Here is a 26151-nt window from a genome sequence, read left to right as displayed (position 1 = left end):
ATGAGCAATCCGCCCTCTGAACACGACGTCGTGATCATGGGTGGCGGCCTTGCCGGGCTCACGCTCGCTCTTCAGCTCAAGCAACGCTTCGCCGACACCGACATCGACATCGTGGTGCTGGAGCGCCGGACACATCCGGTGCCGCATGCGACGCACAAGGTCGGCGAATCTTCGGTCGAGATCGGGGCGCACTATTTCGACACCGTCCTCGGCCTCAAGCCGCACATGCACGATGCGCAGTTGCGCAAGTTCGGCTTCCGGTTCTTCTTCAGCGAAGGCCGGCGGGACATCGAAAACGTCACCGAGATCGGCGCGAGCCGCTACCTCACGGTGCCGAGCTACCAGATCGACCGCGGCATCTTCGAAAACTACCTGGCCGAGGAAGCCGCGCGCCGCGGCGTGCGCTTTATCGACAGCGCGACCGTTCGCCGGATCGAGCTGGCCGAAGACGCGCGTCGCCCGCACCGCATCGAGTGGTCGCGCAATGGCGAATCACGCGCCATCCATGCGCGCTGGCTGATCGACGCCTGCGGCCGCGCAGGCATGCTCAAGCGCAAGCTGGGATTGRCACAGACCAACGCGCACGACTGCAATGCCGCGTGGTTTCGCATCGGCGCGCGCATCATGATCGACGACTGGTCCGACGACCCGAAATGGCGCGCGCGCTGCGAACCGCGAGCACGCTGGCTCTCCACCAACCATCTCGTCGGCGCAGGCTACTGGGTCTGGCTGATTCCGCTGGCATCGGGGTCTCATTCGGTCGGCATCGTTGCCGACCCGCGCCTGCATCCGCTGGACCGGATGGACACCTTCGACAAGGCCATGCAGTGGCTGGGCACCTGGCAGCCTCGCCTTTTCGACGATCTCGACGGCAAGCGCGATCTGCTGCAGGACTTCGCGTTCTTTCGAGGCTTTTCGTATGGCTGCAAGCAAGTTTTCTCCGGCCAACGCTGGGCGATGACGGGCGAGGCCGGGCTGTTTCTCGATCCGTTCTATTCGCCCGGCAGCGACTTCATCGCCGTGGGCAACACCTACATCACGGACTTGATCGCGCACGACCGAGCGGGCCATTCCGTGGAAGCACGTGCGCAGCTCTATGACCAGATCTATCACTCGTTCTATGAGAGCACGCTGGCGCTCTACACCGACCAGTACGCGCTCTTCGGCGATCCGGAAGTGCTGCCGGTCAAGGTGATCTGGGACTACACCTATTACTGGGGCGTGCTGTCGCAGATCTTCTTCCAGCATCGGCTCACGGACCTGCCCGTCCTGGGTCGGCTGCGCGACGAGCTCCAGCATTGCCAGAGACTCAACTTTTCGATGCAGGAATTCCTGCGCGCATGGTCCGGCGTGAGCTCCCGCCGCAACGAGGCGGTGATGCTCGACCAGGCAGCGCTGCCTTGGTTTGCCGAACTCAATCGGTGCCTGACGGATCGGCTGGACGATCCGGCCTTCGAGGCGCGCATCAAGGCTTCCGCGCAGCAGTTGAGAGTGCTGGCGACCGAGATTCTGCATCGCGCAACCAGCGCGCACCCAGGCCTCGCTGCCGACACGCTGCGTGCCGCACTGGCCGAGAGATCCCCGCCGCCGAACTCTGAGATCGCGCAGGAGCCCATGCTTTTTGCGCCGGGATGAAAGCCCCGCCCGTTTACCCAACTTTACGAAGCGTTCAAGCCTGCTTGGCGGCGCAGGAAGAACCTAGCAAACCATGAGTACCCCACAACTCCTGATGATCGAAGACGACACTCGACTGGCCCAGATGGTCGGCGAGTACCTGACCCAATCGGGTTTTGGCTTCAGCCATGCGGCCGACGGCGCGAGCGGGCTCGACCTGCTGCAGCAACGCACGCCCGACCTCGTCATCCTCGACCTGATGCTGCCCGACACGGACGGGCTGGAAATCTGTCGCCGTATCCGGGCGCTGCCCAATGGGCTTGCCAAGGTGTCGGTGCTGATGCTCACCGCCAAGGGCGACCCCATGGACCGCATCATCGGTCTCGAGATCGGCGCCGATGACTACCTGCCCAAGCCCTTCGAACCGCGCGAACTGCTCGCTCGAATTCGCGCCGTGCTGCGCCGCCGCGGCGAAGGCGCCGCCGATGCGAGCGCGCCTTCGGTGATGCGCTTCGGCTCGCTCGAAATCGATCGCAATGCGCGCACGGTCACCGTGGGCGGCGCCCCGGCGGACCTCACCTCCTACCAGTTCGACCTGCTGGCGGCGATGGCGGAGCGTGCGGGCCGCGTGCTGACGCGCGACCAGATCATGGAAGCCGTGCGCGGCCGCGAACTCGAAGCCTTCGACCGTTCAATCGACGTGCACATGGGCCGCATCCGCGCCGCCATCGAGGTCGATGCCAAGAATCCGAAGCGCATCCTGACCGTGCGCGGTGTCGGCTACGTGTTCGCCAAGCAGCAAGACTGACCCGCTCGGCCCCAATCGCCCTACTCGCCCTGCTCTGTCGATGCTCCTCAAGCTCTATCAGCGCCATCTCTACGTCCGCATCTGGCTGGCGGTGGTCGCGGGCGTGTTCATCCTCACGCTGACGGCCAACTGGATCGTGCGCGAGGCCGCCGAGTACGAGCGTGAAAGGCTCGCGCCCGTACCGCGCGATGTCGTCGTGCTCGACGATCAGGATCACGCGATCGGCGGCGGCAAGGCGACGCGCGTGCCGGGCCAGGGCCTGGAATTCGACGTGACGCTGAACGATGGTCGCTCCCTCACGCTGCGCGTCGCGCCGCGCGATCGTCCGCCCTCGCCGTCGGCCTTCGCACCATGGCGCTCGCCATTCGGACTGGGCTGGATGGTCGCACTGGTGGGCGTCGCGGTCGCGCTCGGCGTCTATCCGATCGTGCGACGGCTCACCAAGCGGCTCGAAGAGCTTCAGCGGGGCGTGCAGCGGTGGGGCGAAGGCGACCTCTCCGTGCGCGTGGCCGAGGACGGGCAGGACGAGGTGGCCGATCTTTCCAATCGCTTCAACGCGGCGGCCGCGCGCATCGAGCAATTGGTGCGCTCGCACAAGTCGCTGCTCGCCAACGCGTCGCACGAACTGCGGTCGCCGCTCACGCGCATTCGCATGGGCCTGGAGTTGATGGGCGACCGGCCGAGTCGCGCGGCGCGCGATGAAATCTCGCGCAACATCGGCGAACTCGACCAGCTGATCGACGAAATCCTCCTGGCGAGCCGGCTCGACGCGAAGGAAGCCGACATGGGCACGGTCGAGACGGTCGACCTCACGGGCCTCGCCGCCGAGGAATGCGCGCGCGTGGATGCCGATCTCGAAGTCATCGAAGGCACCGATGGCGATGTGCTCACGGTGCGCGGCGTGCCGCGACTGCTGCGCCGTGCGATCCGCAACCTGCTTGAAAACGCCCGCCGCTATGGCGCCGGCGAAACCAGTGTCGAAATCGGAAGCCGGAACGGGGCCGCTGAAATACGCGTCAACGATCGAGGGCCTGGCGTGCCTGCGGCGCTGCGAGAACGCATCTTCGAGCCCTTCTATCGCCTGCCCGGCGCGAGTGAGCGCAACGGTGGTGTCGGGCTTGGGCTGGCACTGGTGAAGTCGATCACAGAGCGCCATGGAGGGCATGTGCGCTGCGAGGACAGGCCGGGCGGCGGCGCCAGCTTCGTGATTACTTTGCCGCACTAGGCTCGCCCCCAGGCTCGCGCACTTCGTGTCGCTCTCCACCCCCTACCGGGGGCAACACCAGCGGCCTGGCAAAGCCGGTTCCGCGGTGTCCCTGGTGCTCGCCCCCCCCGGGGCTGGGCGCACTTTGTGTCGCTTCGCCTAGCCCCTGACCGGGGCAACACCAGCGGTCCGGCTGCGCCGGATCCGCGGTGTTTTTGGGGTTGTTGCTCTCTAGAATCGCGGCCATGCAGAGATCGAACATTGTCCGGCCCGCGGCCATGGTCTGGGGGCTTACGGTGTTCATGCCGGTGGGGGCTACCTATGCGGCGGCGGTTCTGCTTTTGATTGCGCTGCTTTGTGCGGGAGGGCTTCGCGAACGGGCGGGAAGGCTTCGGGCGAGTCCGTTCTGGTGGCCGGTGGTGGTCTATGTGGCTTGGACGCTGATCGTGCTGGCACTGGGGCGGCACTATCCGCAGACGGGGTCGAATCTGGGGCACGGGCTGCGGATCGCGGCGACGGTGCTGATGGCGATGGCGCTCAAGCGGGACGAAGCAGTTTGGGCGCTGCGAGGCTTCTGGCTCATCGGGCTCTTGAACTTCGTGCTGATCGCGCTGTATTACACGGTCGGGCTTCCGGTACTGGAAGTCTGGCGCGGAGTGCTGATGCCCGTCGGAAACAAATCGATCAGCAACGCGCTGCTCTTCACGATCATGGGCGCAACGGCCGCTGTATACGGCATGCAGGCGACGAGGGAACGTCGATTCGTCCGTGTCTTGCCGGCGTTTGTGCTCACGCTAGTGGTGGCGGTGGTCATCACGCTCGCGCTGGTCTCTCGCACTTCGCTGCTGGCGTTGATCCTGGCCATTGCTGCAGCGTGCGTGCACCAATGGCGCAAGCGCCTCGGAGTGCTCGCCGGAGCGATTGCGCTTGTTGCCGCAGTGGGTGCAGTGGGCATCTGGAACACGCCTTCTGTGCACCAGAAATTCGTGCTGGGCCTGCAGGAACTCGAGGCGGCAGAAGCGGGCGCTGTCTCAGAAGGAAGCTGGGTCGTGCGCTACTACATGTACCGCGATACGGCCCGCATGATCGCGGACAAGCCGTTAATGGGCTGGGGCATCGGCGGTTGGACGGAGCAGTGGCACTTGCGCGGGCCCAAGCTGCTGGCCGACTACAACATGCCGCACAACGATCTGCTCTGGATGGGCTCCCAGGCGGGGATCCCCGGCTCACTGAGCTTGCTGGCGATCATCCTTACAGGCGTCTGGGTTGCCTGGCGCCGGAACGACCTGACCGGACGCCGCGCATTCGTCGCGATCCTGGTGCTGTTGATCGCGACGAGCCTGAACTCCGCGCTTCGCGATGCGCAGATCGGGCTGTCGATTTTGTGGGTGACGATGGTCTACCTGCGGCTCGCGCAGGAAGCGGGCGACCCGTGGCGGGAACTGGTGCCGCGCCGGATCGCCTTGAAGCTCGCAGGGCCCCGGGGACTCAGTGGTGGTTCCCCACCACCTCGCCCGCTTTGAGGCGGTAGACGGTGCCGCAGTACGGGCACTTGCCTTCACCGGTACGCGCAACGTCGAGATAGACCTTCGGGTGCGCACTCCAGAGCTGCATGTCGGCCTTCGGGTTCGGGCAGAACACGCCGCCCTGATCGTTCAGGTCCTTGGCGAGCAGTTCGATGACGGCTTTTGGAGAGGACATGGTCTTCAGACTTTCGTGAGCCAGTGGGCGTATTTGGGATTGCGTCCGTTCACGATGTCGAAGAACGCGTTCTGGATCTTTTCCGTGACCGGGCCGCGCGAACCCTTGCCGATTTCGATGCGGTCGAGTTCGCGGATTGGCGTCACTTCGGCCGCCGTGCCCGTGAAGAATGCTTCATCCGCAATGTAGACCTCGTCGCGCGTGATGCGCTTCTGCACCAGTTCGATGCCGAGGTCCTTGCAGATGTGCAGGATGGTGTTGCGCGTGATGCCGTTGAGCGCGCCGGCCGAGAGATCAGGCGTGTAGACCACACCGCCCTTGACCACGAACACGTTCTCGCCCGCGCCTTCGGAGACGAAGCCACTCGCGTCCAGCAGCAGGGCTTCGTCGTAGCCGTCGTCCAGCGCTTCCATGTTGGCGAGGATCGAGTTGCTGTAGTTGCTCACCGCCTTGGCTTGCGTCATCGTGATGTTGACGTGATGGCGCGTGTAGCTCGATGTCTTGACGCGAATGCCGCGCTTCATGCCTTCTTCGCCGAGGTAAGCACCCCAGGACCATGCGGCGACCATCGCGTGGATCCGGTTTCCCTTGGGGCTCACGCCGAGCTTTTCGGAGCCGATCCACACCAGCGGGCGCAAATAGCAGCTGTCGAGGTTGTTGGTGCGCACCACCTGCTTTTGCGCCTCGTTGAACTGCTCGGGCGTGAAGGGGATCTTCATGCGCAGGATCTTGGCGCTGTTGAAGAGCCGCTCGGTGTGGTCCGCCAGCCGGAAGATCGCCGTGCCATCGACCGTCTTGTAGGCGCGCACGCCTTCGAAGACACCGCAGCCGTAGTGCAGCGTGTGGGTCAGCACGTGGATCTTGGCTTCGCGCCACTCCACGAGATCACCGTCCATCCAGATCTTGCCGTCACGGTCGTCCAGTGAGGGGGGCAGCGCGCTCATGTTCTTGGTCCTCAGGCGTAGGGGGTATGTCGCAAAAGCTTTCGATTTTACGACCGCGACCGTCGGCGCCGCACCGACAATGCTCAGCTTTGCCTTCCCCGCGCTGCGCGCGACCCATCAAACTGGCGCAGCCAAGCCCAGGGCAGCCGCGGAACCGGCTTCGCCGGGCCGCTGGCTGCGCCCCCTTGAGGGGGAGCGCCGCAGGCGCATGGGGGGTGTTTCCATTCCAGCCAAGAAAAGGGTTTCAGTGTCCGTCTTCAAGAACGTCATCGTCTACCGCATCGAGCCCACGTGGTCGCAGTCGCTCGATCAGGTCGAGAAGTGCCTCGACGCCCAGCGCTTCGTCCCCTGCAGCCCCTCCCAGGAAAAGTCCACCGGCTGGGTCGAGCCTCGCGGCGAAGACCACGGCCCTCTTGCCGAATCGATCGGCGGCCAGTGGCTGCTCGAATTCATGATCGAAAGCAAGACACTGCCGGCTTCTGTCGTGCGCCGCAAGGTCGACGAGCGCGCCGCGCAGATCGAGGCAACCACCGGCCGCAAGCCCGGCAAGAAAGAGAAGAAGGAACTGAAGGAAGACGTCACGCACGAGCTGCTGCCGCTGGCGTTCACGCGCCATGCGCGCGTCGCCGTGTGGATCGATCCGACTGCGCGCCGGCTCGTCGTCAATTCAAGCAACGCAGCGCGCGCGGATGAAGTCGTGACCAATCTCGTGAAGGCGCTCGACGGCTTCGCTGTGGCACTGGTCAACACGCAGGTCGAGCCGGCCGTCGCGATGTCGAACTGGCTGTCGACCCAGGAGCCGCCGGCCGGCTTCACCATCGATCGCGAATGCGAGCTGAAAGCCAGCGACGAGTCGAAGGCCGTGGTGCGCTATGCCAAGCATCCACTCGACATCGACGAAGTGCGCCAGCACATCGCCGATGGCAAGCGGCCGACGCGTCTTGCCATGACATGGGACGACCGCGTGTCCTTCGAGCTCACCGAAGGCCTGCAGATTCGCAAGATCGTGTTTTTGGAAGGCACGCTCGACGACGCGCCGGCTTCCGGCAAGGAAGACAACTTCGACGCCGACGCTGCAATCGCCACTGGCGAACTCGGCCAGCTCGTGCCGGAATTGATCGACGCGCTGGGCGGCGAAATGCAACTGGGCGCAGCGCCCGTCGATGCGACGCCAGCGGCGAAGGCCAAGCCAGCGGTGGAAGAAGCTCTAGAGGACGAGTCGGCGCCGTTCTAAACGGGCGGGCGCAGTGCGTCCGCCGCGCCGGGCTTGACCGCATCGGCGCTGCGCCCATCTGGCAGCCCCTCGGCCGCGTTGTCCTCCGCCGTCTCGGCCACCTCGGGCCGCACCAGCGTCCACTCCGTCAGCTTGCCACCGACAAAGGTGGCATCGACCCATGATCCGCCCGCGTCCGTCCAGCGGAACACTTCGGGCTGCGTGTCCTTCGGTGTGCGCAGTTCGCCGATGGCGCGCGTCATCGCGACCACGTGAAGCAGGGTTGCCTTCGGCTTGAGCTTGGCGTTGAGCATCACGGCGCTCGCCACCGTGCCGATGGGCCGATCGGCAGCGCGCCTCAACACAGTGATCGCGCGATTGATATTCAAGAGCACGAACATCACGATGGCGCCGACGGCCAGCGCCACGCCGGACCAGCCATAACTGCGATAGGCCAAGCCGATCAATACGATGCCGACGACGGGAACGAGGATCTTGCCGAAATTCATGGCACCGATTGTCGCCCGAGTACGGGGCCGATTTCGACAGCGGAATCAGTCGCTCTCTTACATCCACGCCGAAGAAAAAACAAAACAGTACAAGCCCGCAGAAGCGCAAGCACAAACTCTCTTCATGACGAAGTACTGCGACGCGTGTCACTCCGCGAACAGTGATCGAGCCAAATATTGCTGCGTTTGCCACGGCAGGTTTTCGGGTGTGCGCTTCGGGGCGCACACGACTGCGAGCGCGGTTGCGGATTCGCTACCACCACCACAAAGGCCGCGAGCCAGAGCGCGTGGAGCACGATTGCCTTCAACGCCATCGCCCACACCAACGCATGGGCGCGAGCGCAGCATCTCGCAGCACTCGACAGCAATGCGTGCTGGCCTGCTGCTGGTCTTCCTCGTGCTGCTGCTGGGGCCTTTCACGCATTGGAATTCCAGCGCGTCTCCGGAGCGCTGGTCATCCATCAGAAGTTCGGTCGCATCGAAGTGGAATTGGATGGCCGCGTCGGTCACGGAGAACGTCAAGCCACTCCTGACGGCTGCCCTGGCTGTCGAACAGCCAGAGGACGACGCCGTGGGCGCCGTCACAGGGGATGGCGCGCGTCCTGCCGATGCACCTTCATCGCGTGCGGGATCTCGATCCGCCAATTCGGCACCGACGATTCGATGCTCCGAAGCGCAAGCGGCGCTGTCTCTTTGCCCGAAGAACTAGCCCTGCCGCAGTGCGCCGAGAAGCGGCTTGCCTCGCCGAGCTAGCGCGGCTGCAGCCCAATGCGAGTGACACCGAATTTCTCAAGCGCTTTCGTGAACGCGAACGATCGCTCGAATTCGGGTCGATTGTCTGGCTCCGAGTTGACGCTCCAGCAAATCTCAAAGTTGTCGACAGGCTTTGCCGCCCGGCCGGCGTAGAAGCTCGTGTAGCACTCGCTGACCCTCTCGAGCGCATCTTGTGCATAGCGCTTGGCGTTCGCAGGGTCCGGCCAATGGACTTGCGCCAGCGCGCACCGAAAACTCAGCGCGATCCGCTCGTCGAGGATGGGCTCGGTATTGAAGGCGCGAAAGAGATCGCGCAAGCGGTTGCAGAACCCCAGCGCCTCGGTCAGATCGCCCCGGACCAGGAACAAGAACTCGTCGCCCGCCGCGTACTTTCTGTAGAAGCGGCGTTGCGTCAACGGCACCTTGCCGAGCGACTCGCTGCCGATGGGGGAATCGCCAAACTTCTTCTTGTACATCTCCTCGTCCCTGCGCATGCTGACGTGGATCTTCTGCACGATGCCCCTGAGCAACCGGTCGCCGCGTTCGAATCCGAACTTCTGGTTGACGCTGCTGAAGTCATGGATGTCGAGGAGGATCAAATGGCCTTCGCGCTTCAAACCCTGCGCCTGCGCAAACATCGCGAAGTCTTCTTCAAGACGATCCTGCCGAGGTATGCCGGTGACGACGTCGAGCGTGAAGCTGCGATTGATCGAAGCCAACATCAGCTTCAGATTCTCGATTTCATCGTCCTTGCGCTTGCTCTCCACCTTTTCCGCGAACCAGAGCCTGTCGACCAGGAACCATGCACAGCCCGCCGCAAGCAACATCGAGAAGATGAGCAACGGCCACGAAAGCAAGAGCACCGAGCCGTCGACATGCACGACGGTGTCGGCCGGGACCAAGAAGAAATCGATCAGCGTCTTGCGGAAATCGTCACTCAGCTTGGCAGCCCCCAGGAGCAAGCTTGCTGCCGGGCCCACGACTGCGAGAACGAGTTTGGGGTTGACCGGCCTGAGATTCATGCGGGGCTCCAACGTTGCGTGATGGATCGGTGAGGCGGACCTTGGCTACTTTATATCGACGACTCACTCACCCGCCCCGGCCCGCGCTGCCTCGGCGCTTCAAAGATCAGCCAGTACTCCGGTCGAAGTGGCTTCGGCCGCCAACTTGCCTGCGGGGTTGTAAAGCGAGGCCTCCATGAAGGTCACCCGCTTGCCGCGTCGGATCACTCGTCCTTCTACCCATCCCTCACCGGGGGCGACCTTTTCGTAGAAGCTGACCTTGATCTCCAGGCTGAAGACGGTTTGCGTGTGGCCGGTGTCGTGGATGACTGCATGCGCCATTGCCGCATCGAGCCAGGCTGTGATGAATCCGCCTTGGGCGATCGTGCCGTTGGTGTGGCAGTACTCGGGGCGAACCGTGAATGCGGCCTTCAGCGCCTTTCGTTCCGGGTCCCATTCGGTCACGTGGAAATTGCCCATGGATTCGCTCAGGGCCTTGCCTGAGCGGATTCGTGCGTCCTGGTCGTCGTTCATGGGATGCGAATGCTGGTGGAGGTAGGGCATTGTCGTGCCGGAGGGCGGCTAGCCGACGGGGCGGGGCGGCACGAACTTTGGACGTCCAGCCAGCGCGCGCGCAGCGCATCGAACTCTGCATAGCGAAAGGCGAGCACCCTCGTCGGCTCCATCGCCTGCACCCAGGTGGCCGAGGATTCGCCCGACAGCAAGTCCAACAGCGAGCCGGGTGAAGCGCCCGACGTCTGCGAAGTCGCGGGTGTGCTCCTCGCCCCGCGTCGATGTAGCATTCGCGCACAAGGCTCTCGATCATGTGGAAGCACCACTGGGCGCGCTGCCCGGCTTCGAGCAGCCACGTGGAGGTCGCGATATCGCGTGGCTCGATCAGGGCTGAGACGGCAAGGCTCATTGCTGACGGAGGCGAAGCGGCGGATGTCTTCGCCGAAGCGTTGTTGAGAGGTGGGGGGGCATTGCGGGAATCGTCGGACGAACGAAATAGACGGTGTGGCGCGCCGCGCCAGACAATTCGAAGAGCGAGAGCCGACATCGAGCCCCGCACTCCGGCAGCGGCCGCGTTTCCGCTGGTCGATCAGCAGGCCGTGCTCGCTGCGCGCACCGCATTGGCGACGATCAGTCGCGAAGCCACCCACGTGGCGCGAACTGTTAAATAGACACGAGGGTGGTCAACTTGTGTCCAGTTGATCCTGCCAGTAGTACCTAAACGCGAATCGGTTGATCCGCTATCCCCCACCTAAAGACGTCTTCTCCAATTTTCATCCAATCGTCCGCGTTAATTGACGTCTGGATTCGCTCCATTTGTTTTGCATCGGACAGCTTTCTGCAGTGGTCCAAGAAGCGAGGCACAGTGTTTTCTCCCAGCCCCTCCGAGATCAAACAGTTACAAGACTTATGGCTTGTGTGGGGGCAGTTGTCGTTGCAGGTTACGCGGTGATTGGGTCCGCTATCCGTAACGACGCTTTTCCAGTACTCTCGCCGCGCCACCACGCCGTCCGTTCCAGTGGAGAAAAAACCCAAAACACCTTCTTTTAGATCTGCATATCGACGCGAATCCGGACGTGTCGCAAGTATGCTTTTAAGCTGTTGCAGCTTATCGCAAACTTGCGTGGCCTCGGGGAGGTCGGCCAAAATGGAGTCTTCAACCAGATTCAGTGGCAATAGATTCTCTACCTCACGGCACGGAAGTTCGACGTGCTCACAAATCCACTGCGCCGTATCCGCGATTTGGCCGCAAGTGCGGCTGCTTAATCCGGAGGTGGCTTTTGGGTGATCTAGGTCGGAGTCTGTAATTGTCAATACCAGCGCGCGTCTTTCGGCAACCGTCGCTCTGAAACAAGGGGCAATTTCATTCCCACCACCGTTTCGGAGCGAGAGTGTTATGCCTACTCCGCCAATTTTTGCATTGCGCCTGTAGTGTTTCGCAGACAATCGGAAGACCTCCCCATCGCGAAGGTTCTCTGCCAACAGTTCAGATTCCTGAAAAGGCACGCCTATGAGAGTTCTGATTGGAACTTGCCAGCCGTCGGCGCATTTTTCTACATGCATTCCGGTCGACCGAATAATCACCCGTTTTGAAATGCATGCACGGAGTGCCCCATGCTCTGCGACTCTCGAGTAAGCCCTAGCCGCCGCCGCCTTCGCCGGGCCACTTATGTCTTGTTCACCCAACCACTTCAGAGTCTTGCTTGAGCCATATAGAAGATGTCGTCCGTGAAATGACGCTGAAGCGACAGCCTCAAGTACGGAGCAAATTTCTAAATTTGGAGTTTCAAAGGTTTCAGGAAGGTCGTCCGCCAATTCAATCCACATTATCTGACCTCTGGCTCGAAAAAGCCGAATGGCCAGTTTTTTAGTATTCCTCGCTCATCAAATTCAGAGATTCGAATCGAAGTTGAAGAAGCATTGTTTTCTGAGGATTCAAACAACAGTACGCTGACATTGTGCGACGCAAGCTCACCCGCTTCGATGAGTTGACCTAACCTGTTGACGATCTGCTGACTATGCGTCTCCACGATAATGGGGACTGCGGTTTGGCCTGCCAGGTTGCTGACAGCTCCTGCGAATACATCTGCAAGTCTTGCTTGATAGTCAGGATGAAGATGCAATTCCGGTTGCTCCAACACGACTACGCTCGCCGGTTTTGTGTGGCCTACCCGACGATTGATGGCCCACAGCTGCGCAGCAATGGGGAGAACTTGGGATATGCCAAAACCCATGTCCGCGACGTTGTAAGCTTGAGCGTCATTGGCCCCCTGTGCCATAACCATCAACTGATCACCTTCTCGATTGGGATATGCATCGATATCTAGATTTTTCTTGATCCACGCTCTAAAGTCATTTAATTGATAACCGGTAAGACTATCCAGAAACATTGGAAGATTTCGCCCCTCCGGATCTATTTCAGAAACGGAGAGATCCACTCTGCGGTAGTAACGTTCTGCAGTAGCGCGCAATGGCTTCAGGTAGCGAACGCCCGCAAAATACGTCGAGAGGCCTGCATCAAGTTGTTGCAAGATGCTGGTGACATGTCCTGCAAGCTGTGCCTTATGCAACTGACGCGCCATAAAGATCCGCGAAGTTGCGCTGGCCATGTACGATTTCCAGCTATGCGGTCCGGGAATTTTTGGCAATGCAGCAGCTATTTGTTCGACTGTACCGACTGGCACCTGCTTCGCGAGTCTACGCGCCGTCGCCGTGCTCGTGTTTCCGTGAACAAATCTCCGGATGACCTGTGCGGCGTTGTCTATCCAAGGATTGTTCGCCGGTACCCACTGATAGGCATCGGAGTTGGAGCCGTCTTGCTGTCGTGTATAAAAGATAAGTTTGGGCAGAAAATCTCCTTGAAAGCTCATCAAAAGATGGTCTTTTGACGGAAGATTCTGCACCTCACCATTGACTTTTATGTAATTTCCTTCCTTTACAGTCAAGGGGAAATTTATCTCAATGGTACCCCCAAATACACTCACGTGGAGAGCTTTGGCAAATCCGGTCTTGCTGTCAGGGTTCTCCGCGAGCGTTAGCTTAACGCTCGCTTTCTCTATTTTTGCGCGAGACGCCCTGCTCCAGTAGGAGCTGCTTTCATCATCCCAGGGATCTACATCGGCGTCCGCGGCGGGAAACTCCACATCAAACATAAAGCTAATATCCGTTTCGCCCTCGCTGACGGCTCGCCCGATTGATCCAAAATCAACCAAATCACCGAACCATAGGACCGGGGAGCGTTTGCGCCTCTCGGCGCTCTGGCGCAATAGCGGAAATACGCGCGCAAAGGTGCTCTTGCCAACACTATTTTTTCCGAGCAACACGGTGATGGGTGCCAACCGCACATTCGGTTTAACCGACTTTAATCGTCTGAGATTTTCAATTCCAATTGATGTTATTTTTGTCATAGATTGAGCGGGTGAATCGATTCGGGGCCTCAAGGCTGCACAGGATGCGAGGAGCAGCGCCGGCCATTTAGGGCTCTACTGTGTAACACTGAATTTCCGATTATGTGTGCAGTCGCGGAACTCCTTGGCCTGTCAAAGATTACGTGCGATAGACGTCATCTTCATCAACGGCACTTGGCTGGTCCGCCTTGAGACGCCTCCGGTCTTTCGCTTGCGGCTTGTGGCGCGCGGAACCTTGTTCGAATGTCAGCATGTCCTCAACGGACCCCTGCAGCGCAGCGGGAGCGGCCGTTGATGGACATCCGAATTCGCGACGGGCCAGTGGTAGCCTGCCGCACTAGTGATTCACTCGCAGAGCCAATCGAGCTATGTCGCCCTCTTCCCCGTGACAGCAGCGCTGGGAAGATGCCTCAAGCGCGATGCAGGCTCCTCCTTGCGCCTCGGCTCGCACGGCCTCTGCACCATCTTAAAAGGCACTCTGCAGGTGCCCATAAGCCAGCATTGCTCAAAATCTCCAGTTCGGCCTGGTGTAATCGGTACTGGTTGAACCCGCCAACACCGGCCCTCGGCCTTCACACCATTGGAGTCCATGTCGTGATAGCGATCGACGAGGCGGCGGCGATCCTCAATCGAACTCTTCGCTATATCGTTCATGTCGCCCAAGCTGCCTCAGTCCATTGCCTCTCCATGACGTTTGAAATTGGGCTGATGCCCTCCTTCGAGAGATCGGCCGCAAGGAACCGTTGTTCAGTTGCCTACGTACTTCGTCCTCGTCCGGAAAGTAGGCCGTCGCAATCCAAGCCTCGTCGTGCCTCGAGAACGCGCGATGTGCCGGCACAAACTTCAGGCCGATGAGCATTTGTTTTCCGTCAGAGCAATCACCGACTACGGTGCGAGCAGCGCCGAGCCGTTTCGCGCTGACGTGCGTGACGTTGTTAAGCGCTTCCGGCAAACAGGTGAGAAGCCTGTGAGCTTCTTTTGGGCGCTGTCTGTGCAAGTGATCCGCCTGTAGCCCCATGCGAAGGTCGGGCGCCCGGCTCTCCACCTTTAGCAGCCGCAATAGCTCTTCGCAGAGGGGCGGAAGAACTATGTCGGCCACGAGTGCGGCGACGTACGCTTGGCGCTGGATTGGAAGATTTACGGCCGCAAAATAGTCGTATGACGCGGAACGAGCCAATGCAGCCACATGTTGTTGTGGGTGCGATGGAACGCGTTCTGGAGGAAATTCCATGAGTGGGTTCAATTCTGCCAGCTGCACCGCGAACATCAGGAAGCCACACTCAGTCTTCGGCCGCCACGCGACACGCTGCGGAGCTACTGGGCTTGATGGTCTTCGCCTTGCGATTCCAATCGGCGCTTCTGTCGGCGTCGATGGTCGGCCATTGGCACCGTGAAAGCCGAGATACTCGCGAATATCGAACGCCAAATTCCGCGTGCTGACGATCGACGGCGAGACGTGGCTTAAGGCAACCGGCCTTGCGGCACTCATGAAGCCGCGCGAGAGCACGAATGGCTACGAGGGCAGCGAGTTCATCTAGCGAGCAGCATCAGTCCTCGAAATCGGACTCCCTAAATTTGGGCGGAAGCGAAGGGAAGGCGGACACGGCAATTGAGTGCGCACGTAACGTCGCAAGCGCATCAAGGCGCAGGCATAGCAATGCGATTCCTGCGCGAACCCCAGTGGCCGGACCTTCCGTGCCTTTCAGCACGTCGCGCGCCAGCCATTTGAACGCGTCGCTCGTCAACATCGGCGTCACGAGGTCGCGCACGCGCTTCCTGTTCGCCCCACTAATAAGACTCACGCCGCTTAGCTTGAGCGCAAATTCAATACGAACTCGACGAACCCAAAGTGATCGCATCGAAAAGTTCGCGCCATAGCAGGCCGACCCAGTAAGCCATCGTCACCTTCGCGCCGAATGTGCCAAGCGACTTTTCCGGGTCCAGAAGATCATCTTCCTTCTCCTCGCATGGCAACAATGCGTTCGCGAGCAGTTGCGAAAGAGGGGCATAGACTTCGCCGCCCCCAAAATGACCACTGCTCTGTTCGACTCATGGACCAGGTCAGTGAAGAGCCGCTCGAACTCGGCGTGCTGATCTCGCGCGGCTTGATTGGGCAAAAGCCGCCCGAACATGGATCGTGACAGGATGGCCTAATAATGACAAAAGAATCGCAGACACTCACCGGCTAACGCTTGCCAATAAAGAACGCCATTTGAACCACTTGGGGCTTGGAACGCGTCCATAACGTAGACTGCGCAGCAACAACAAGAGGAGACATATATGGCGACTGCCAAATCTGGGCAGAAGACGGCGACGAAAACTAGATCAGGAACCGCCCGATCCGCTTCCAAGGCTTCCACGGAATCCGCAAAGGGCAGGCCATGGACATTCCCCAAAAACACACTCGAAGACTCGATACGCGTTGCGCGAGCGATTGAGGAAAAGAATGGGGGCAACCCCATGCCTGCGGATTCGCTTGCCATAGCAGTTGGCTTTCGGCAAGCATCCGACTGGCGGTTTCTTGATCTTCTGCGATCGGCGAACCAGTACGGCCTTGTGGAAGGCACCCAAAAGACGCCGGTCCAGCTTGCTCGAATCGGCCAAGACGTCGTTGCGCCGAGTACGCCGCATCAGCGAACCGAGGCGTTAACGGCAGCATTTCGAAACGTGCCCGACTTTGCCTCCGTTGAAAAGTTTTATCAGGGCAAACGCATTCCTGAAGATGAATTCTTCTTCAACACACTGACGCGAGAGTTCGGGGTGCCTCGGGAAAGGGTGGACCAGTTCGCCATCGTCTTCGTGGAGAACCTGAGGTTCTTGCGCGCGTTCTCGTCAAACGTGTCCGGCGGCGACGAGTCCAATCTCGCGGTCGAACCGTTCGCTTCGACGCAACCCGAAAAGGTTTCGAGCCCTGTAGTTCTTAAGGAACCACGCTCCCGAGAATTTTTAGACACTTGCTTTGTGATGATGCCGTTCGGGGAGTGGTTTGATCGCTACTACCAAGAAATCTATGCTCCTGGTATCAATGAGGCTGGGTTCGAGGCGATCAGAGGCGATGAACTCTTCCATACCGGTAGCGTGATGGAGCAAATCTGGGAACAGATTGAAAAGGCGAAGATTCTTCTAGCCGACTTGTCCGGAAAGAATCCGAATGTCTTCTACGAGCTTGGCTTGGCACATGCAGCTCGGAAGCCTGTGGTTTTCACTGCTTCAAACCTTGACGACGTGCCTTTTGATCTGCGCCACCTTCGCGTAATCATCTATGACATTCGAGAGCCTGAATGGGCTTCACGCCTGCGTGCCAGCGTTGCTGACTACCTACGGAACGCAGCAAGGGAACCCACAAAGTCCATCCCCCACCCATTCCGTGGAAGCGCTGAGGAAGACGCTGCGGCTGTTCGCGCGATCAAGAGAGCTGCCTGACGCCTGAGCGGCCGACCCAGCCGCAAGCTGCGACCGGGCTTTTACTAGTCTTCAGTGCAGCGCTTCGCGCACCGACTGAATCGCATCGGTCACAGTCTGCATGCGCCGCACCATCTCCGCGTTGACCACCTCCATCAACGCGCTCAACTCGATCGGCTGGATGCGAAACTCCTCGATCTCCTGAAGGTAGCTCGGCGTCAGAAGACTTTGCACGCAGGCGTACGCACGATGCGCCGCGCGCAAATTGTTGAACTCGTCCTCGACAAGGAGCGCGGCGTTGCGGGCCGCTTTGTTTTCGGCTGACTTCTGAAGCGCGAAAGTTGTCGCCGGTTGGGATCTGGCGGCTTTCCGCCTTTTGGAGTTGGAGCTATCGGAAGAACTCGTGATTGTGCGATCAGACCTAGCCATTTTTTTGGCCTCCCTAGTGAATGCAGTTTTCCCTAAACCGCCGCACCCGCTTCCAAACGAAGGCGGCGGCTCGAACGGGTTGGAAGACCGGGCATTCACTACGAAAACCGGCAGGACTCGCGTCCTCCCGCTCGAGCCGCCAAAAAAGCAGAACGAGCGAAGAAGCCGCAGACCCAGAGGGGACTGCGGCTTCCGCCGTAGTGAATAGCTTCGGGCTTCCAAACCCGGTCACGCCGTTGTCGACGTGGCTTGCGCAGTATGCCAGCGCTACTGCATCTGTCTCACGATATCCAACGCCTCTTCAATGCGATCCACCGCATGAATCGTCAGCCCCTCAATCTCTTTCGCCCCCTTCCGCGGCGCATTCGCCTTCGGCACGATCGCCACGCTGAATCCCAGCTTCGCAGCCTCCCGCAACCGCTCCTGCCCACGCGGCGCCGGCCGCACCTCACCGGCCAGCCCCACTTCCCCAAAAGCAATAAACCCCTTGGGCAACGGCTTCCCGCGCAAGCTCGACGTGATCGCCAGCATCACCGCCAAGTCCGCCGCCGGCTCACTGATCCGCACCCCACCCACGGCGTTGACGAACACGTCCTGATCCATGCAAGCCACACCCGCATGCCGATGCAACACCGCCAGCAGCATCGCGAGCCGATCCCGATCCAGCCCCACCGACAAGCGCCGCGGACTCGGCCCGCCGTTGTCCACCAGCGCCTGAATCTCCACCAGCATCGGCCGCGTGCCTTCCAGCGTCACCAGCACCACGCTCCCGGGCACCGGCTCCGCATGCTGGCTCAGAAAGATCGCGCTCGGATTCGCCACACCCTTGAGCCCGCGCTCTGTCATCGCAAACACACCGATCTCGTTCACCGCCCCGAAGCGGTTCTTGATCGCCCGCACCAGGCGGAAGCTCGAATGCGTGTCGCCTTCGAAGTACAGCACCGTGTCGACCATGTGCTCCAGCACGCGCGGGCCGGCGAGAGCGCCTTCTTTCGTGACGTGCCCGACCAGCACGACTGCCGTGCCGCTGGCTTTGGCAAAGCGCGTGAGGTGCGCCGCGCATTCGCGCACCTGCGCCACAGAGCCGGGCGCCGACGTGAGCTGATCTGAATAGACGGTCTGGATCGAATCGATCACCGCAATCGCCGGCCGCGTGGCGTCGAGCGTGGCAATGATCTTTTCGAGCTGGATCTCGGCCAGCACCTGCACCTGCGATCGCTCCAGGCCGAGTCGGCGCGAGCGCAATGCAACCTGCGCGCCGCTTTCTTCGCCCGTCACATAGAGCGCGTTTCGGCCGGCGTGCTGCAACGCATCCACCGCCTGCAGCAGCAGCGTGGACTTGCCGATGCCCGGGTCGCCGCCGATGAGCGTGACGCCGCCGTCGACGATGCCGCCGCCCAGCACGCGGTCGAGTTCATCGATGCCCGTGGGCGTGCGCGCGATGTCGGTGGCTTCGATCTCTGAAAGGGTTGCAAGCTCGGCCGATCCGGCAAGCGCGGCGAATTGAGTGCCGAAGCGATTGTTGGCGGTGCCGCCGGCGGGCGCCGCAACCTGCTCGATCAATGTGTTCCAGGCACCGCAGCTCGGGCATTTGCCGAGCCATTTGGCGCTCGTGCCGCCGCACTCGGTGCAGACGTAAATCGTTTTTTCTTTGGCCATGCCGTCAAGTGTAGGGAGGCGCAGGCGCGCCACTCCGCGCACAATGGCGCGCGAGACCCTCTGCTCGATGGCAATCACCCCGGAGCTTGATATGACCTCCACCTTGAAGCTCGTGATCTACATGGCCGTACTTGCGTGGCTCACGTCGCTTGTCGCGGGCCTCGTTCGAGTCAGAGGATGGACCTTCTCCGGCACCATGCTTGCGTTCGGGAATCGCGACAACCTGCCAGTGGCGACGCCGTTCGCAGGACGGGCCGAACGCACTGCCCGGAACACCTTCGAGAACTTCGCGCTCTTTGCCGTGATCGCGCTGGTCGCACATGCAGTGGGGGCCACCAATCCGAAAGTTGCCCTGGGGGCGGAAATATTCTTCTGGGCTCGCGTGCTGTACATCCCGGTGTACTACGCCGGAATCATCTATTTGCGCACTGCGATCTGGACGATCAGCATCGTGGGTCTGGTGATGATGATCATGGCCATTTTGTAGGCGCAACCCGCGCCAGGCGCGCGGAAGATGCAGCGCCGCAAAAGTCGCCGCCGCAGCGTCCCGGCGCTAGACTCACCCGACCATGACGGCCAGCCTCGATCAGCCTTCCGGCCAGGGGTTCACACCGCAGGCTTCGGCCGGCGAAGCGGATGGCTTGCAGCCTGTGGCAGCTCTCGCCGAGGGGGCCCTGCTGGATCGCGAATTGGAAGACCGGCTGCGCCGGCGGCTGTTCGTGCTGGGCCATGCGGCCGTGCGCCAGGGCCTGATGGCGGTGGTGGTGTTCGCAGCGGTCTTCTCGGCGCTCACCGGCCCGCGGCTTGCCATTTTTCTGTGGGTGGCACTGGTGTGTGGCGTGCTGATGGTGCGCCTGTACTTCCTCGAAGAGAACCTGCGGGTGTACCCCGCGCCCCAATACGCCGAACGCCAACCGGCCGGCAACTGGCGCTACTTCGCGCCCTACACCGCGACCAGCGTGGTCTGGGGGCTGGGGCCGTGGTTCCTGATGCCGCTGGGGCCGATCCCGACCGAGTGGCTGGCGGTGCAGGCGGTGTTCGTATCGGGACTGATGACGGGCGTCGTTCCGGTGGTGGCGCCGTCGCGCAAGGCCGCCTACATGTGGCTCGTGCCGCTGGCGCTGGGCATGGCGACACGCGCCGCGGTCCAGGGCGGAGCGGTCGGTTGGACCCTGTGCACCTACATCCTGCTGTACGCGATCGTGGCGTGGCGTTTTGCGCGCCAGCAAGGCGAACTGCTGCGCGCCGGGCTGCGTTCGCAGATCGAGAAGGAGGAGCTGTCGCGCCAGCTGATGGCTCAGTCGCACGACCTGGAGCGGCTGAACGCCGAGCGCAGCCGCTTCTTCGCATCGGCCAGCCACGACCTGCGCCAGCCGGTGCACGCACTGGCTTTGTTCTCCGAGGCGCTGCGGCGCGAAGTGCAGGGTACCCCGGCGCAACGGCTGGCCGACCAGGTGGTGGAGGCCACGCGGTCGGTGAGCGGTCTGCTCAACGGATTGCTCGACATTTCCAAGATCGACGCTGGCGCGGTGCAGCCGGTGTTCGCACCAGTGGCGGTGGATCAGATCTTCCTGCGCCTGTCCCAACTGTATGAAGAGCGCGCGGCCGCGGCCGGGCTGCAGCTGCGCTTTCACCCGATCCCGTGCGAGATCGTGAGCGACGGCGATCTGCTGCTGCGCGTGCTGTTCAATTTCGTCGACAACGCCTTCAAGTACTGCGAGCGCGGCGGCGTGCTGGTGAGCGCGCGGCCGCGCGGCGGGCGCATCAGGCTGGCCGTGTGGGACACGGGGCGCGGTATCGGCGCCGCGCACCTGTCGCGCGTGTTCGATGAGTTCTACCAGGTGGACAACCTGCATCGCGACAGCGTGCGCGGGCTCGGAATCGGGCTGGCGATCGTCAGGCGGCTCGCCGTGCTGCTGGAGGGTGAGGTGGGCTTGCATTCGACGCCGGGGCGGGGCAGCGTGTTCTGGATCGAGCTGCCGCTGCGCCCCAGCGCCGCGGCGCAGGCCGGTGCGCTCGCCAACGTTGCCGGTGCGCCTGTGCCCTCCGTGGCGAGCGCTGATGCAGCGACGCCCGAGCGACCACTGCACGTATTGCTGCTGGATGACGAGGCAGCAGTCTGTGAGGCCATGCGCATATGGCTCGCGCCCTACTGCGCTGCCATCCACACCGCGCAGACGGTGGACGAGGCCAGCGTCGTAGTGGCGCGCGAAGGCGCGAGGCTCGACGCGATGCTGGTGGACTTCCGGCTGCCCGGCGAACTCGACGGGATCGGCGCTACGCACCGCCTGCGCGCGCAGGCCGGACGCATGCTGCCTGTCATCCTGATCACCGGCGACACTGACCCGGTGCTCGTGCGTGCCGCCTACGACAGCGGTCTGGTGGTGATGTTCAAGCCGGTGCAGCCCGAGCAGTTGGCGAAGCGACTGCGAGAGCTGTGTGCAGCGCCGGCCGATGCGGGCGTCCCACCTTTCGACGGCGCGCGTTTGTCAAGCTGAAGTGTTTCTCATTGATTCAGCCGATCGCACTCGGTGCAGACGTCGAGTGCAGGGAAGGCGCCCTCATTCGCGCACCGGGTGCGGGCAAGCTCCCGCGCAGGTCACGCCAGCACGCGCCGCAATGCGCGAATGCGCTGCAGCGCGATCGCAGTGCCTCCGCCGAACAGACAGGCTCGTTGACGCAGCAGCGTACCGTCCAGAGCCTCGAGTGCGCGCGCGATGCGGCGGTGACGGGGCCGTTCAAACAACAGGGTCGCTCCCGAGCGCAAGGCGCAGGGCTTCAATGAGACTGCTCTCGCTGGCCGACAAGGTCGAATGATCGATGTGCCGCCAGTTGCGCTCGTAGATGCTCAACGCTTCGCGCGGGGTCAATTCCTGCGGGCCATGAACCTGCCACGCGAGTTGCTTGAGCCAGGGGTAGTCGGCAATGCGAACGCGCGCGGGAAGCCATCCTCGGTGATTCGCCGCGGAAGAGTTTGCAGAATCCTCTAGCGGACTGATCAGTGCCCGAAGGCCGAGCACTCCCAGGACCTTGACGTATGCGCCGATGGTGATCGCGGGCTCGCCTTTTTCGATCCGGTGCAGGGTCACGCGCGAAATGCCCGCAGCTTCGGAAGCGGCCACCGCGCTGATGCCCAGGTCCTTGCGGCGTCGGCGCACGGTGGCACCGATGGCAGCCAGAGCCTCGGCGGATTGGGTCGTGAGTTCGGGGCTGCGAGCGGGCATAAGTGTTTCTCATTATGTGCAAACATGCCTTTTTGTCAATAATGAGAAACGTTTCTTGGTGCTCAGTGGCTCGCGCCGAATTCGCGCGTCAGCAGTTCCGCGAAGGCCTCGGCCGCTGGCGACAGCGATCGGCCGCGCTTGACGATCACCGCGATGTTGCGCGCCACCGTGGGTCGCACAAGTCGCCTCGCCACCAGATTCGGGTAACTCGCATGCGCAAGGATCGACGCGGGCAGCACCGAAGCGCCGAGTCCGCTCGCGGCCATGGCAAGTGCGGTGCCCAGCAAAGTCACCTCGTGTGCAATCTTCAGTTCAACGCCCGCCTGCGCGGCGGCGCGATCGATGCTGCCGCGCACGCCGTAGCCCGGCTTCACGGTGATGAGCGGATGCGCGGCCAGTTGTTTCCATGAGATCTGCGGAGATGACGACAACCGCACGCCACGGTCGACGATCACGCTCAGGTGGTCGCGCAAGAAGACGCGTTCTTCCAGCCCGGCGACCTTGCCGTCGAGCGTCCCGACGCCGAAGTCCACCTGCTCGCTCTGGATGCGTTCGACAAACTGACCGGGCGCGCAGTCGTCGATATTGACCTGCACGTCCGGATGCGTGCCGAAGTAGCGCTGCATGGCCTTCGGCATCAGGGTCTGCGCAATGGTCGACGTGGCAGCCACGCGCACGCGGCCATGCCGGCCGCTGGCGAGATCAGACATCGCGGAACCGAGCGCGTCCAGCTCGGCCAGCACGCGTTCGGCGAAGACGATGGCCTGGTCGGCCGCCTCTGTACTGCGCAGGGAACGCGTGGTGCGATCGAACATGCGCAAGCCCATGCGTTGCTCGAATTCGCGCAGCAGCACGCTGACGGCCGGCTGTGTCAGCGCAAGCTGGTCCGCCGCGCTCGACAGTTGGCCGCTGTGATACACGGCGACGAAGGCGCGCAACTGCCGCACGGAGGGCAGGCCGCGCATAGATAACGGTTTTTTATGAATCGCCATGAAAGCTTCATTTTTTAGCCGATGCACATCGGCTTTTAATGGACGGCTGAGACTTCTGGAGACAAAGAGCGATGAGTGAAGAACTCCAAACGCAGGTGCTGATTGTCGGCGCCGGCCCGGTCGGACTGACGCTGGCGATGGATCTGGCGCAGCGCGGCATCGACGTGCTGGTGGCCGAGATCCGCCATCGCGGCGAACCGCCGAACGTGAAGTGCAACCACGTGTCGGCCCGCTCGATGGAGATCTTTCGCCGGCTGGGCGTTGCCGCCAAGCTGCGCGACAGCGGCCTGCCTGCCGACTACCCGAACGACGTGGCCTACCGCACGACGATGACGGGCGACGAGTTGTCGCGCATTCCGATCCCCGCGCGGCGCGACCGCTACACCGCGACGGGCGGCCCCGACACGGGGTGGCCGACGCCGGAACCGCCGCACCGCATYAACCAGATCTATCTGGAGCCGGTGCTCTTCGCACATGCCGAAGCGGTGCCGGGCCTGCGCATCCGCAACCGGACGCGCATCGACGACTTCACGCAGGATGACGACGGCGTGTGGGCGAACGGCGTCGATCTCGACAATGGGCAGCCGGTGCGCATCCGCAGCCGCTACATGATCGGCTGCGACGGCGGGCGCTCGATGGTGCGCAAGAAGATCGGCGCGCAGTTGCACGGCACCGATGTGGTCGGCCGCGTGCAATCGACCTACTTCCGTGCCCCGGCGCTGCTTGGACTGCTGAAGCACGCGCCTGCCTGGGCTACGTTTTCGCTCAATCCGCGGCGCTGCGGAAACGTCTACGCCATCGATGGACGCGAGACCTGGTTGCTGCACAACTATCTGCTGGCGGACGAGACGGACTTCGAGGCGGTCGACCGCGACTGGGCGATCCGCGAGATCCTGGGGGTCGGCCCGGAGTTCGAGTACGAGATCATCTCGAAGGAGGACTGGATCGGGCGCCGTCTGGTGGCCGACCGGTTCCGCGACCGGCGCGTGTTCATCTGCGGCGATGCCTCGCACCTGTGGATTCCGATGGCCGGCTACGGCATGAACGCAGGGATCGCGGATGCGATGAATCTGTCGTGGGTGCTCGCGGGCCGTTTGCAAGGCTGGGCCACGGAGGCCGCGCTGGATGCGTACGAAGCGGAGCGCCAGCCGATCACCGAGCAGGTGTCGAACTTTGCAATGAACCACGCGATCGCGTTGCAACGCCAGCGTGAGGGCGTGCCGCCGGGCATTGAAGCGCCGGGCGTGGAAGGCGACGCGCTGCGCGAAGCCACCGGGCGCGCGCTCTATGACCTGAACGTGCAGCAGTATTGCTGCGGCGGGCTCAATTTCGGCTACTTCTATGATCGTTCGCCGCTGATCGCTTACGACGGCGAACCGGCGCCGGCCTACACCATGGCCACCTTCACGCCATCGACCGTGCCCGGCTGCCGCACGCCCCATCTTTGGCTCGACGATGGCCGATCGCTCTACGACGCGATGGGCCCCGGCTACACGCTGTTGCGGCGCGATCCGAATGTCGATGTCCGTTCGATCGAAGCCGCTGCAGCTTCGCGCGGCGTGCCGTTGACGGTGCTCGACCTTCGTTCCGCCGACGCCGCAACGCTCTATGACCGCAAGCTGGTGCTGTCGCGACCTGATCAGCACGTGGCGTGGCGCGGCGATGCGGCACCTGCCGATCCGATCGCATTGATCGACCTCGTGCGCGGCGCCGAAACGGCCCCCGCACTTCAAACCGAAGAGAAAGACAAGGAGACCGTCCAGTGAACCGCCGTCAAGTCATCCGCCGCATCGGCACCCTGTCCGCCGCCGTCTGCGCCGCCGGGCCATCTTTGGTCCTCGCGCAGAGCGACCGTCAGATCACCATCGTCGTGCCTTACGCACCGGGCGGCACGACCGACATGCTGGGCCGGCTGATCGCGCAGCAGCTCGGCACCGCGCTCGGCCGCACCGTCATCGTCGACAACAAGCCGGGCGCCGGCACCGCGATCGGCGCCAGTCAGGTCGCCCGCGCCGCACCGGACGGCAATACGCTGCTCGTGGCGACCAGCACAACGCTTGCCATCAACCAGTGGCTCTACAAGAAGCTGCCCTATGACCCGGCCAAGGACTTCGCGCCGGTGGGGCTGATCGGCGCGGTGCCGCTGATGGTGGTGGTGCATCCTTCGGTGAAGGCGAATTCGCTCGCCGAGCTGGTGGCGCTCGCGAAAGCCAAGCCCGATGCGTTGAGTTACGGATCGGCCGGCAACGGCAGTCCGCAGCACCTGGGGCCCGAGATGTTCAAGGCAGCGACTTCCATCAAGCTCAGCCATGTGCCCTACAAAGGCAGCGCGCTGGCGCTGACCGATTTGCTCGGCGGTCAGATCCAGCTGATGTTCACGGACATCGCGCCGGCACTGCAGCACGTGCGCACCGGCAAGCTGCGCGCGCTCGCCGTCACTTCGCTGAAGCGCCAGAGCGCCGTGCCTGAAGTGCCGACGGTGGCCGAATCCGGTATTCCCGGCACGGCCGGATTCGAGGCTGTGGCATGGCAGAGCATCGTCGCGCCCGCGGGCACCCCGGCGGAAATCACCGAACGCTACAGCCGCGAAATCGCGAAGATCCTCGCGCAGCCTGATCTGCGCCAGAAGCTGGAACGCGAAGGGCTCGAATCGCGATCGAGCACGCCCGCCGAGTTGGCCGCCTACATGAAGACCGAAGCCAAGCGCTGGGGCGAAGTGGTGCGCCTCTCTGGCACGACGATCGATTGATCGTCCCGAGAGGATCGTCCCGGGGGGAT

At 62.4% G+C, this 26151-nt stretch carries 24 protein-coding genes; 11 read left to right on the top strand and 13 right to left on the bottom strand.

Going from position 1 to position 26151, the window contains the following annotated elements; translation table 11 throughout:
• The 4 genes from AC1DMA_RS16770 to AC1DMA_RS16755 all read left to right on the top strand — a co-directional run bounded on the left by AC1DMA_RS16770 (position 1) and on the right by AC1DMA_RS16755 (position 5149).
• Entirely contained in the window at positions 1 to 1635 is a 1635-nt protein-coding gene (locus AC1DMA_RS16770) for an NAD(P)/FAD-dependent oxidoreductase (protein ID WP_478144906.1), read from the top strand.
• Between the two features lie 73 nt (positions 1636 to 1708).
• Positions 1709 to 2422, top strand: coding sequence for a response regulator (locus AC1DMA_RS16765; protein WP_478144905.1), 714 nt, complete (start codon positions 1709 to 1711; stop codon positions 2420 to 2422).
• A 40-nt stretch (positions 2423 to 2462) separates the two neighbouring features.
• The gene (locus AC1DMA_RS16760) at positions 2463 to 3647 is read left to right on the top strand and encodes a sensor histidine kinase (RefSeq protein WP_478144904.1); all 1185 of its coding nucleotides are present in this window, start codon (positions 2463 to 2465) and stop codon (positions 3645 to 3647) included.
• Between the two features lie 224 nt (positions 3648 to 3871).
• Positions 3872 to 5149: an O-antigen ligase family protein gene (locus AC1DMA_RS16755; protein ID WP_478144903.1), complete on the top strand. Its 1278-nt coding sequence runs from the start codon at positions 3872 to 3874 to the stop codon at positions 5147 to 5149.
• On the opposite strand, the gene AC1DMA_RS16750 is transcribed toward AC1DMA_RS16755, so the two are convergent.
• Entirely contained in the window at positions 5115 to 5327 is a 213-nt protein-coding gene (locus AC1DMA_RS16750; protein WP_478144902.1) for a zinc-finger domain-containing protein, read from the bottom strand. The two genes, AC1DMA_RS16755 and AC1DMA_RS16750, sit on opposite strands and share 35 nt — an antisense overlap.
• A 5-nt stretch (positions 5328 to 5332) precedes the next feature.
• Entirely contained in the window at positions 5333 to 6271 is a 939-nt protein-coding gene (locus AC1DMA_RS16745) for a branched-chain amino acid transaminase (protein WP_478144901.1), read from the bottom strand.
• A 247-nt stretch (positions 6272 to 6518) separates the two neighbouring features.
• Here AC1DMA_RS16745 and AC1DMA_RS16740 point away from each other — a divergent pair, with 247 nt between their 5' ends.
• The gene (locus AC1DMA_RS16740) at positions 6519 to 7505 is read left to right on the top strand and encodes a recombination-associated protein RdgC (RefSeq protein ID WP_478144900.1); all 987 of its coding nucleotides are present in this window, start codon (positions 6519 to 6521) and stop codon (positions 7503 to 7505) included.
• Here the strand turns inward: AC1DMA_RS16740 and AC1DMA_RS16735 are convergent.
• Entirely contained in the window at positions 7502 to 7993 is a 492-nt protein-coding gene (locus tag AC1DMA_RS16735) for a glycerate kinase (protein WP_478144899.1), read from the bottom strand. The genes AC1DMA_RS16740 and AC1DMA_RS16735 overlap by 4 nt on opposite strands.
• A gap of 298 nt (positions 7994 to 8291) precedes the next feature.
• On the opposite strand from AC1DMA_RS16735, the gene AC1DMA_RS16730 reads away from it, so the two are divergent.
• Positions 8292 to 8702, top strand: a complete 411-nt coding sequence (locus AC1DMA_RS16730; protein ID WP_478144898.1) for a hypothetical protein — start codon at positions 8292 to 8294, stop codon at positions 8700 to 8702.
• A gap of 40 nt (positions 8703 to 8742) precedes the next feature.
• On the opposite strand, the gene AC1DMA_RS16725 is transcribed toward AC1DMA_RS16730, so the two are convergent.
• The 5 genes from AC1DMA_RS16725 to AC1DMA_RS16705 form a co-directional block, all read right to left on the bottom strand.
• Positions 8743 to 9768, bottom strand: coding sequence for a diguanylate cyclase domain-containing protein (locus AC1DMA_RS16725; RefSeq protein WP_478144897.1), 1026 nt, complete (start codon positions 9766 to 9768; stop codon positions 8743 to 8745).
• Positions 9769 to 9867: 99 nt separating this feature from the next.
• On the bottom strand, positions 9868 to 10281 hold the full coding sequence (locus AC1DMA_RS16720) for a PaaI family thioesterase (protein WP_478144896.1): 414 nt from the start codon (positions 10279 to 10281) through the stop codon (positions 9868 to 9870).
• 696 nt (positions 10282 to 10977) lie between these two features.
• Complete coding sequence (locus AC1DMA_RS16715) at positions 10978 to 12087, bottom strand: hypothetical protein (RefSeq protein WP_478144895.1); 1110 nt, start codon at positions 12085 to 12087, stop codon at positions 10978 to 10980.
• Positions 12087 to 13667, bottom strand: coding sequence for a DUF3696 domain-containing protein (locus AC1DMA_RS16710; RefSeq protein ID WP_478144894.1), 1581 nt, complete (start codon positions 13665 to 13667; stop codon positions 12087 to 12089). The genes AC1DMA_RS16715 and AC1DMA_RS16710 overlap by 1 nt, the downstream gene beginning before the upstream one ends.
• A 1547-nt stretch (positions 13668 to 15214) precedes the next feature.
• Positions 15215 to 15436, bottom strand: coding sequence for a hypothetical protein (locus AC1DMA_RS16705; protein ID WP_478144893.1), 222 nt, complete (start codon positions 15434 to 15436; stop codon positions 15215 to 15217).
• Positions 15437 to 15947: 511 nt separating this feature from the next.
• On the opposite strand from AC1DMA_RS16705, the gene AC1DMA_RS16700 reads away from it, so the two are divergent.
• Positions 15948 to 17090: a hypothetical protein gene (locus AC1DMA_RS16700; RefSeq protein ID WP_478144892.1), complete on the top strand. Its 1143-nt coding sequence runs from the start codon at positions 15948 to 15950 to the stop codon at positions 17088 to 17090.
• A gap of 51 nt (positions 17091 to 17141) precedes the next feature.
• Here AC1DMA_RS16700 and AC1DMA_RS16695 read toward each other — a convergent pair whose 3' ends face one another.
• Complete coding sequence (locus AC1DMA_RS16695) at positions 17142 to 17597, bottom strand: hypothetical protein (protein WP_478144891.1); 456 nt, start codon at positions 17595 to 17597, stop codon at positions 17142 to 17144.
• A gap of 168 nt (positions 17598 to 17765) precedes the next feature.
• Positions 17766 to 19157: a DNA repair protein RadA gene (radA, locus tag AC1DMA_RS16690; RefSeq protein ID WP_478128547.1), complete on the bottom strand. Its 1392-nt coding sequence runs from the start codon at positions 19155 to 19157 to the stop codon at positions 17766 to 17768.
• Positions 19158 to 19248: 91 nt separating this feature from the next.
• Between radA and AC1DMA_RS16685 the strand changes: the two genes are divergently transcribed.
• Together AC1DMA_RS16685 and AC1DMA_RS16680 are read left to right on the top strand one after the other, a co-directional pair.
• Complete coding sequence (locus tag AC1DMA_RS16685; RefSeq protein ID WP_478128546.1) at positions 19249 to 19644, top strand: MAPEG family protein; 396 nt, start codon at positions 19249 to 19251, stop codon at positions 19642 to 19644.
• Positions 19645 to 19726: 82 nt separating this feature from the next.
• On the top strand, positions 19727 to 21655 hold the full coding sequence (locus AC1DMA_RS16680) for a hybrid sensor histidine kinase/response regulator (RefSeq protein ID WP_478144890.1): 1929 nt from the start codon (positions 19727 to 19729) through the stop codon (positions 21653 to 21655).
• Positions 21656 to 21756: 101 nt separating this feature from the next.
• On the opposite strand, the gene AC1DMA_RS16675 is transcribed toward AC1DMA_RS16680, so the two are convergent.
• The 3 genes from AC1DMA_RS16675 to AC1DMA_RS16665 all read right to left on the bottom strand — a co-directional run bounded on the left by AC1DMA_RS16675 (position 21757) and on the right by AC1DMA_RS16665 (position 23373).
• The gene (locus tag AC1DMA_RS16675; RefSeq protein WP_478128544.1) at positions 21757 to 21903 is read right to left on the bottom strand and encodes a hypothetical protein; all 147 of its coding nucleotides are present in this window, start codon (positions 21901 to 21903) and stop codon (positions 21757 to 21759) included.
• The gene (locus tag AC1DMA_RS16670) at positions 21896 to 22381 is read right to left on the bottom strand and encodes a helix-turn-helix domain-containing protein (RefSeq protein ID WP_478144889.1); all 486 of its coding nucleotides are present in this window, start codon (positions 22379 to 22381) and stop codon (positions 21896 to 21898) included. Before AC1DMA_RS16670 ends, AC1DMA_RS16675 begins: the two co-directional genes overlap by 8 nt.
• Before the next feature lie 62 nt (positions 22382 to 22443).
• The gene (locus tag AC1DMA_RS16665; protein WP_478144888.1) at positions 22444 to 23373 is read right to left on the bottom strand and encodes a LysR substrate-binding domain-containing protein; all 930 of its coding nucleotides are present in this window, start codon (positions 23371 to 23373) and stop codon (positions 22444 to 22446) included.
• Between the two features lie 71 nt (positions 23374 to 23444).
• Between AC1DMA_RS16665 and AC1DMA_RS16660 the strand changes: the two genes are divergently transcribed.
• A complete protein-coding gene (locus AC1DMA_RS16660) occupies positions 23445 to 25139 on the top strand; it encodes an FAD-dependent oxidoreductase (protein WP_478144887.1) in 1695 nt (564 codons plus the stop codon).
• Positions 25136 to 26122, top strand: coding sequence for a Bug family tripartite tricarboxylate transporter substrate binding protein (locus tag AC1DMA_RS16655; RefSeq protein ID WP_478144886.1), 987 nt, complete (start codon positions 25136 to 25138; stop codon positions 26120 to 26122). The genes AC1DMA_RS16660 and AC1DMA_RS16655 overlap by 4 nt, the downstream gene beginning before the upstream one ends.
• Positions 26123 to 26151 lie beyond the last annotated feature (29 nt).

Source organism: Variovorax sp. 05N34 (assembly GCF_056397405.1).
This window is presented reverse-complemented; position numbering and strand designations above follow the sequence as displayed.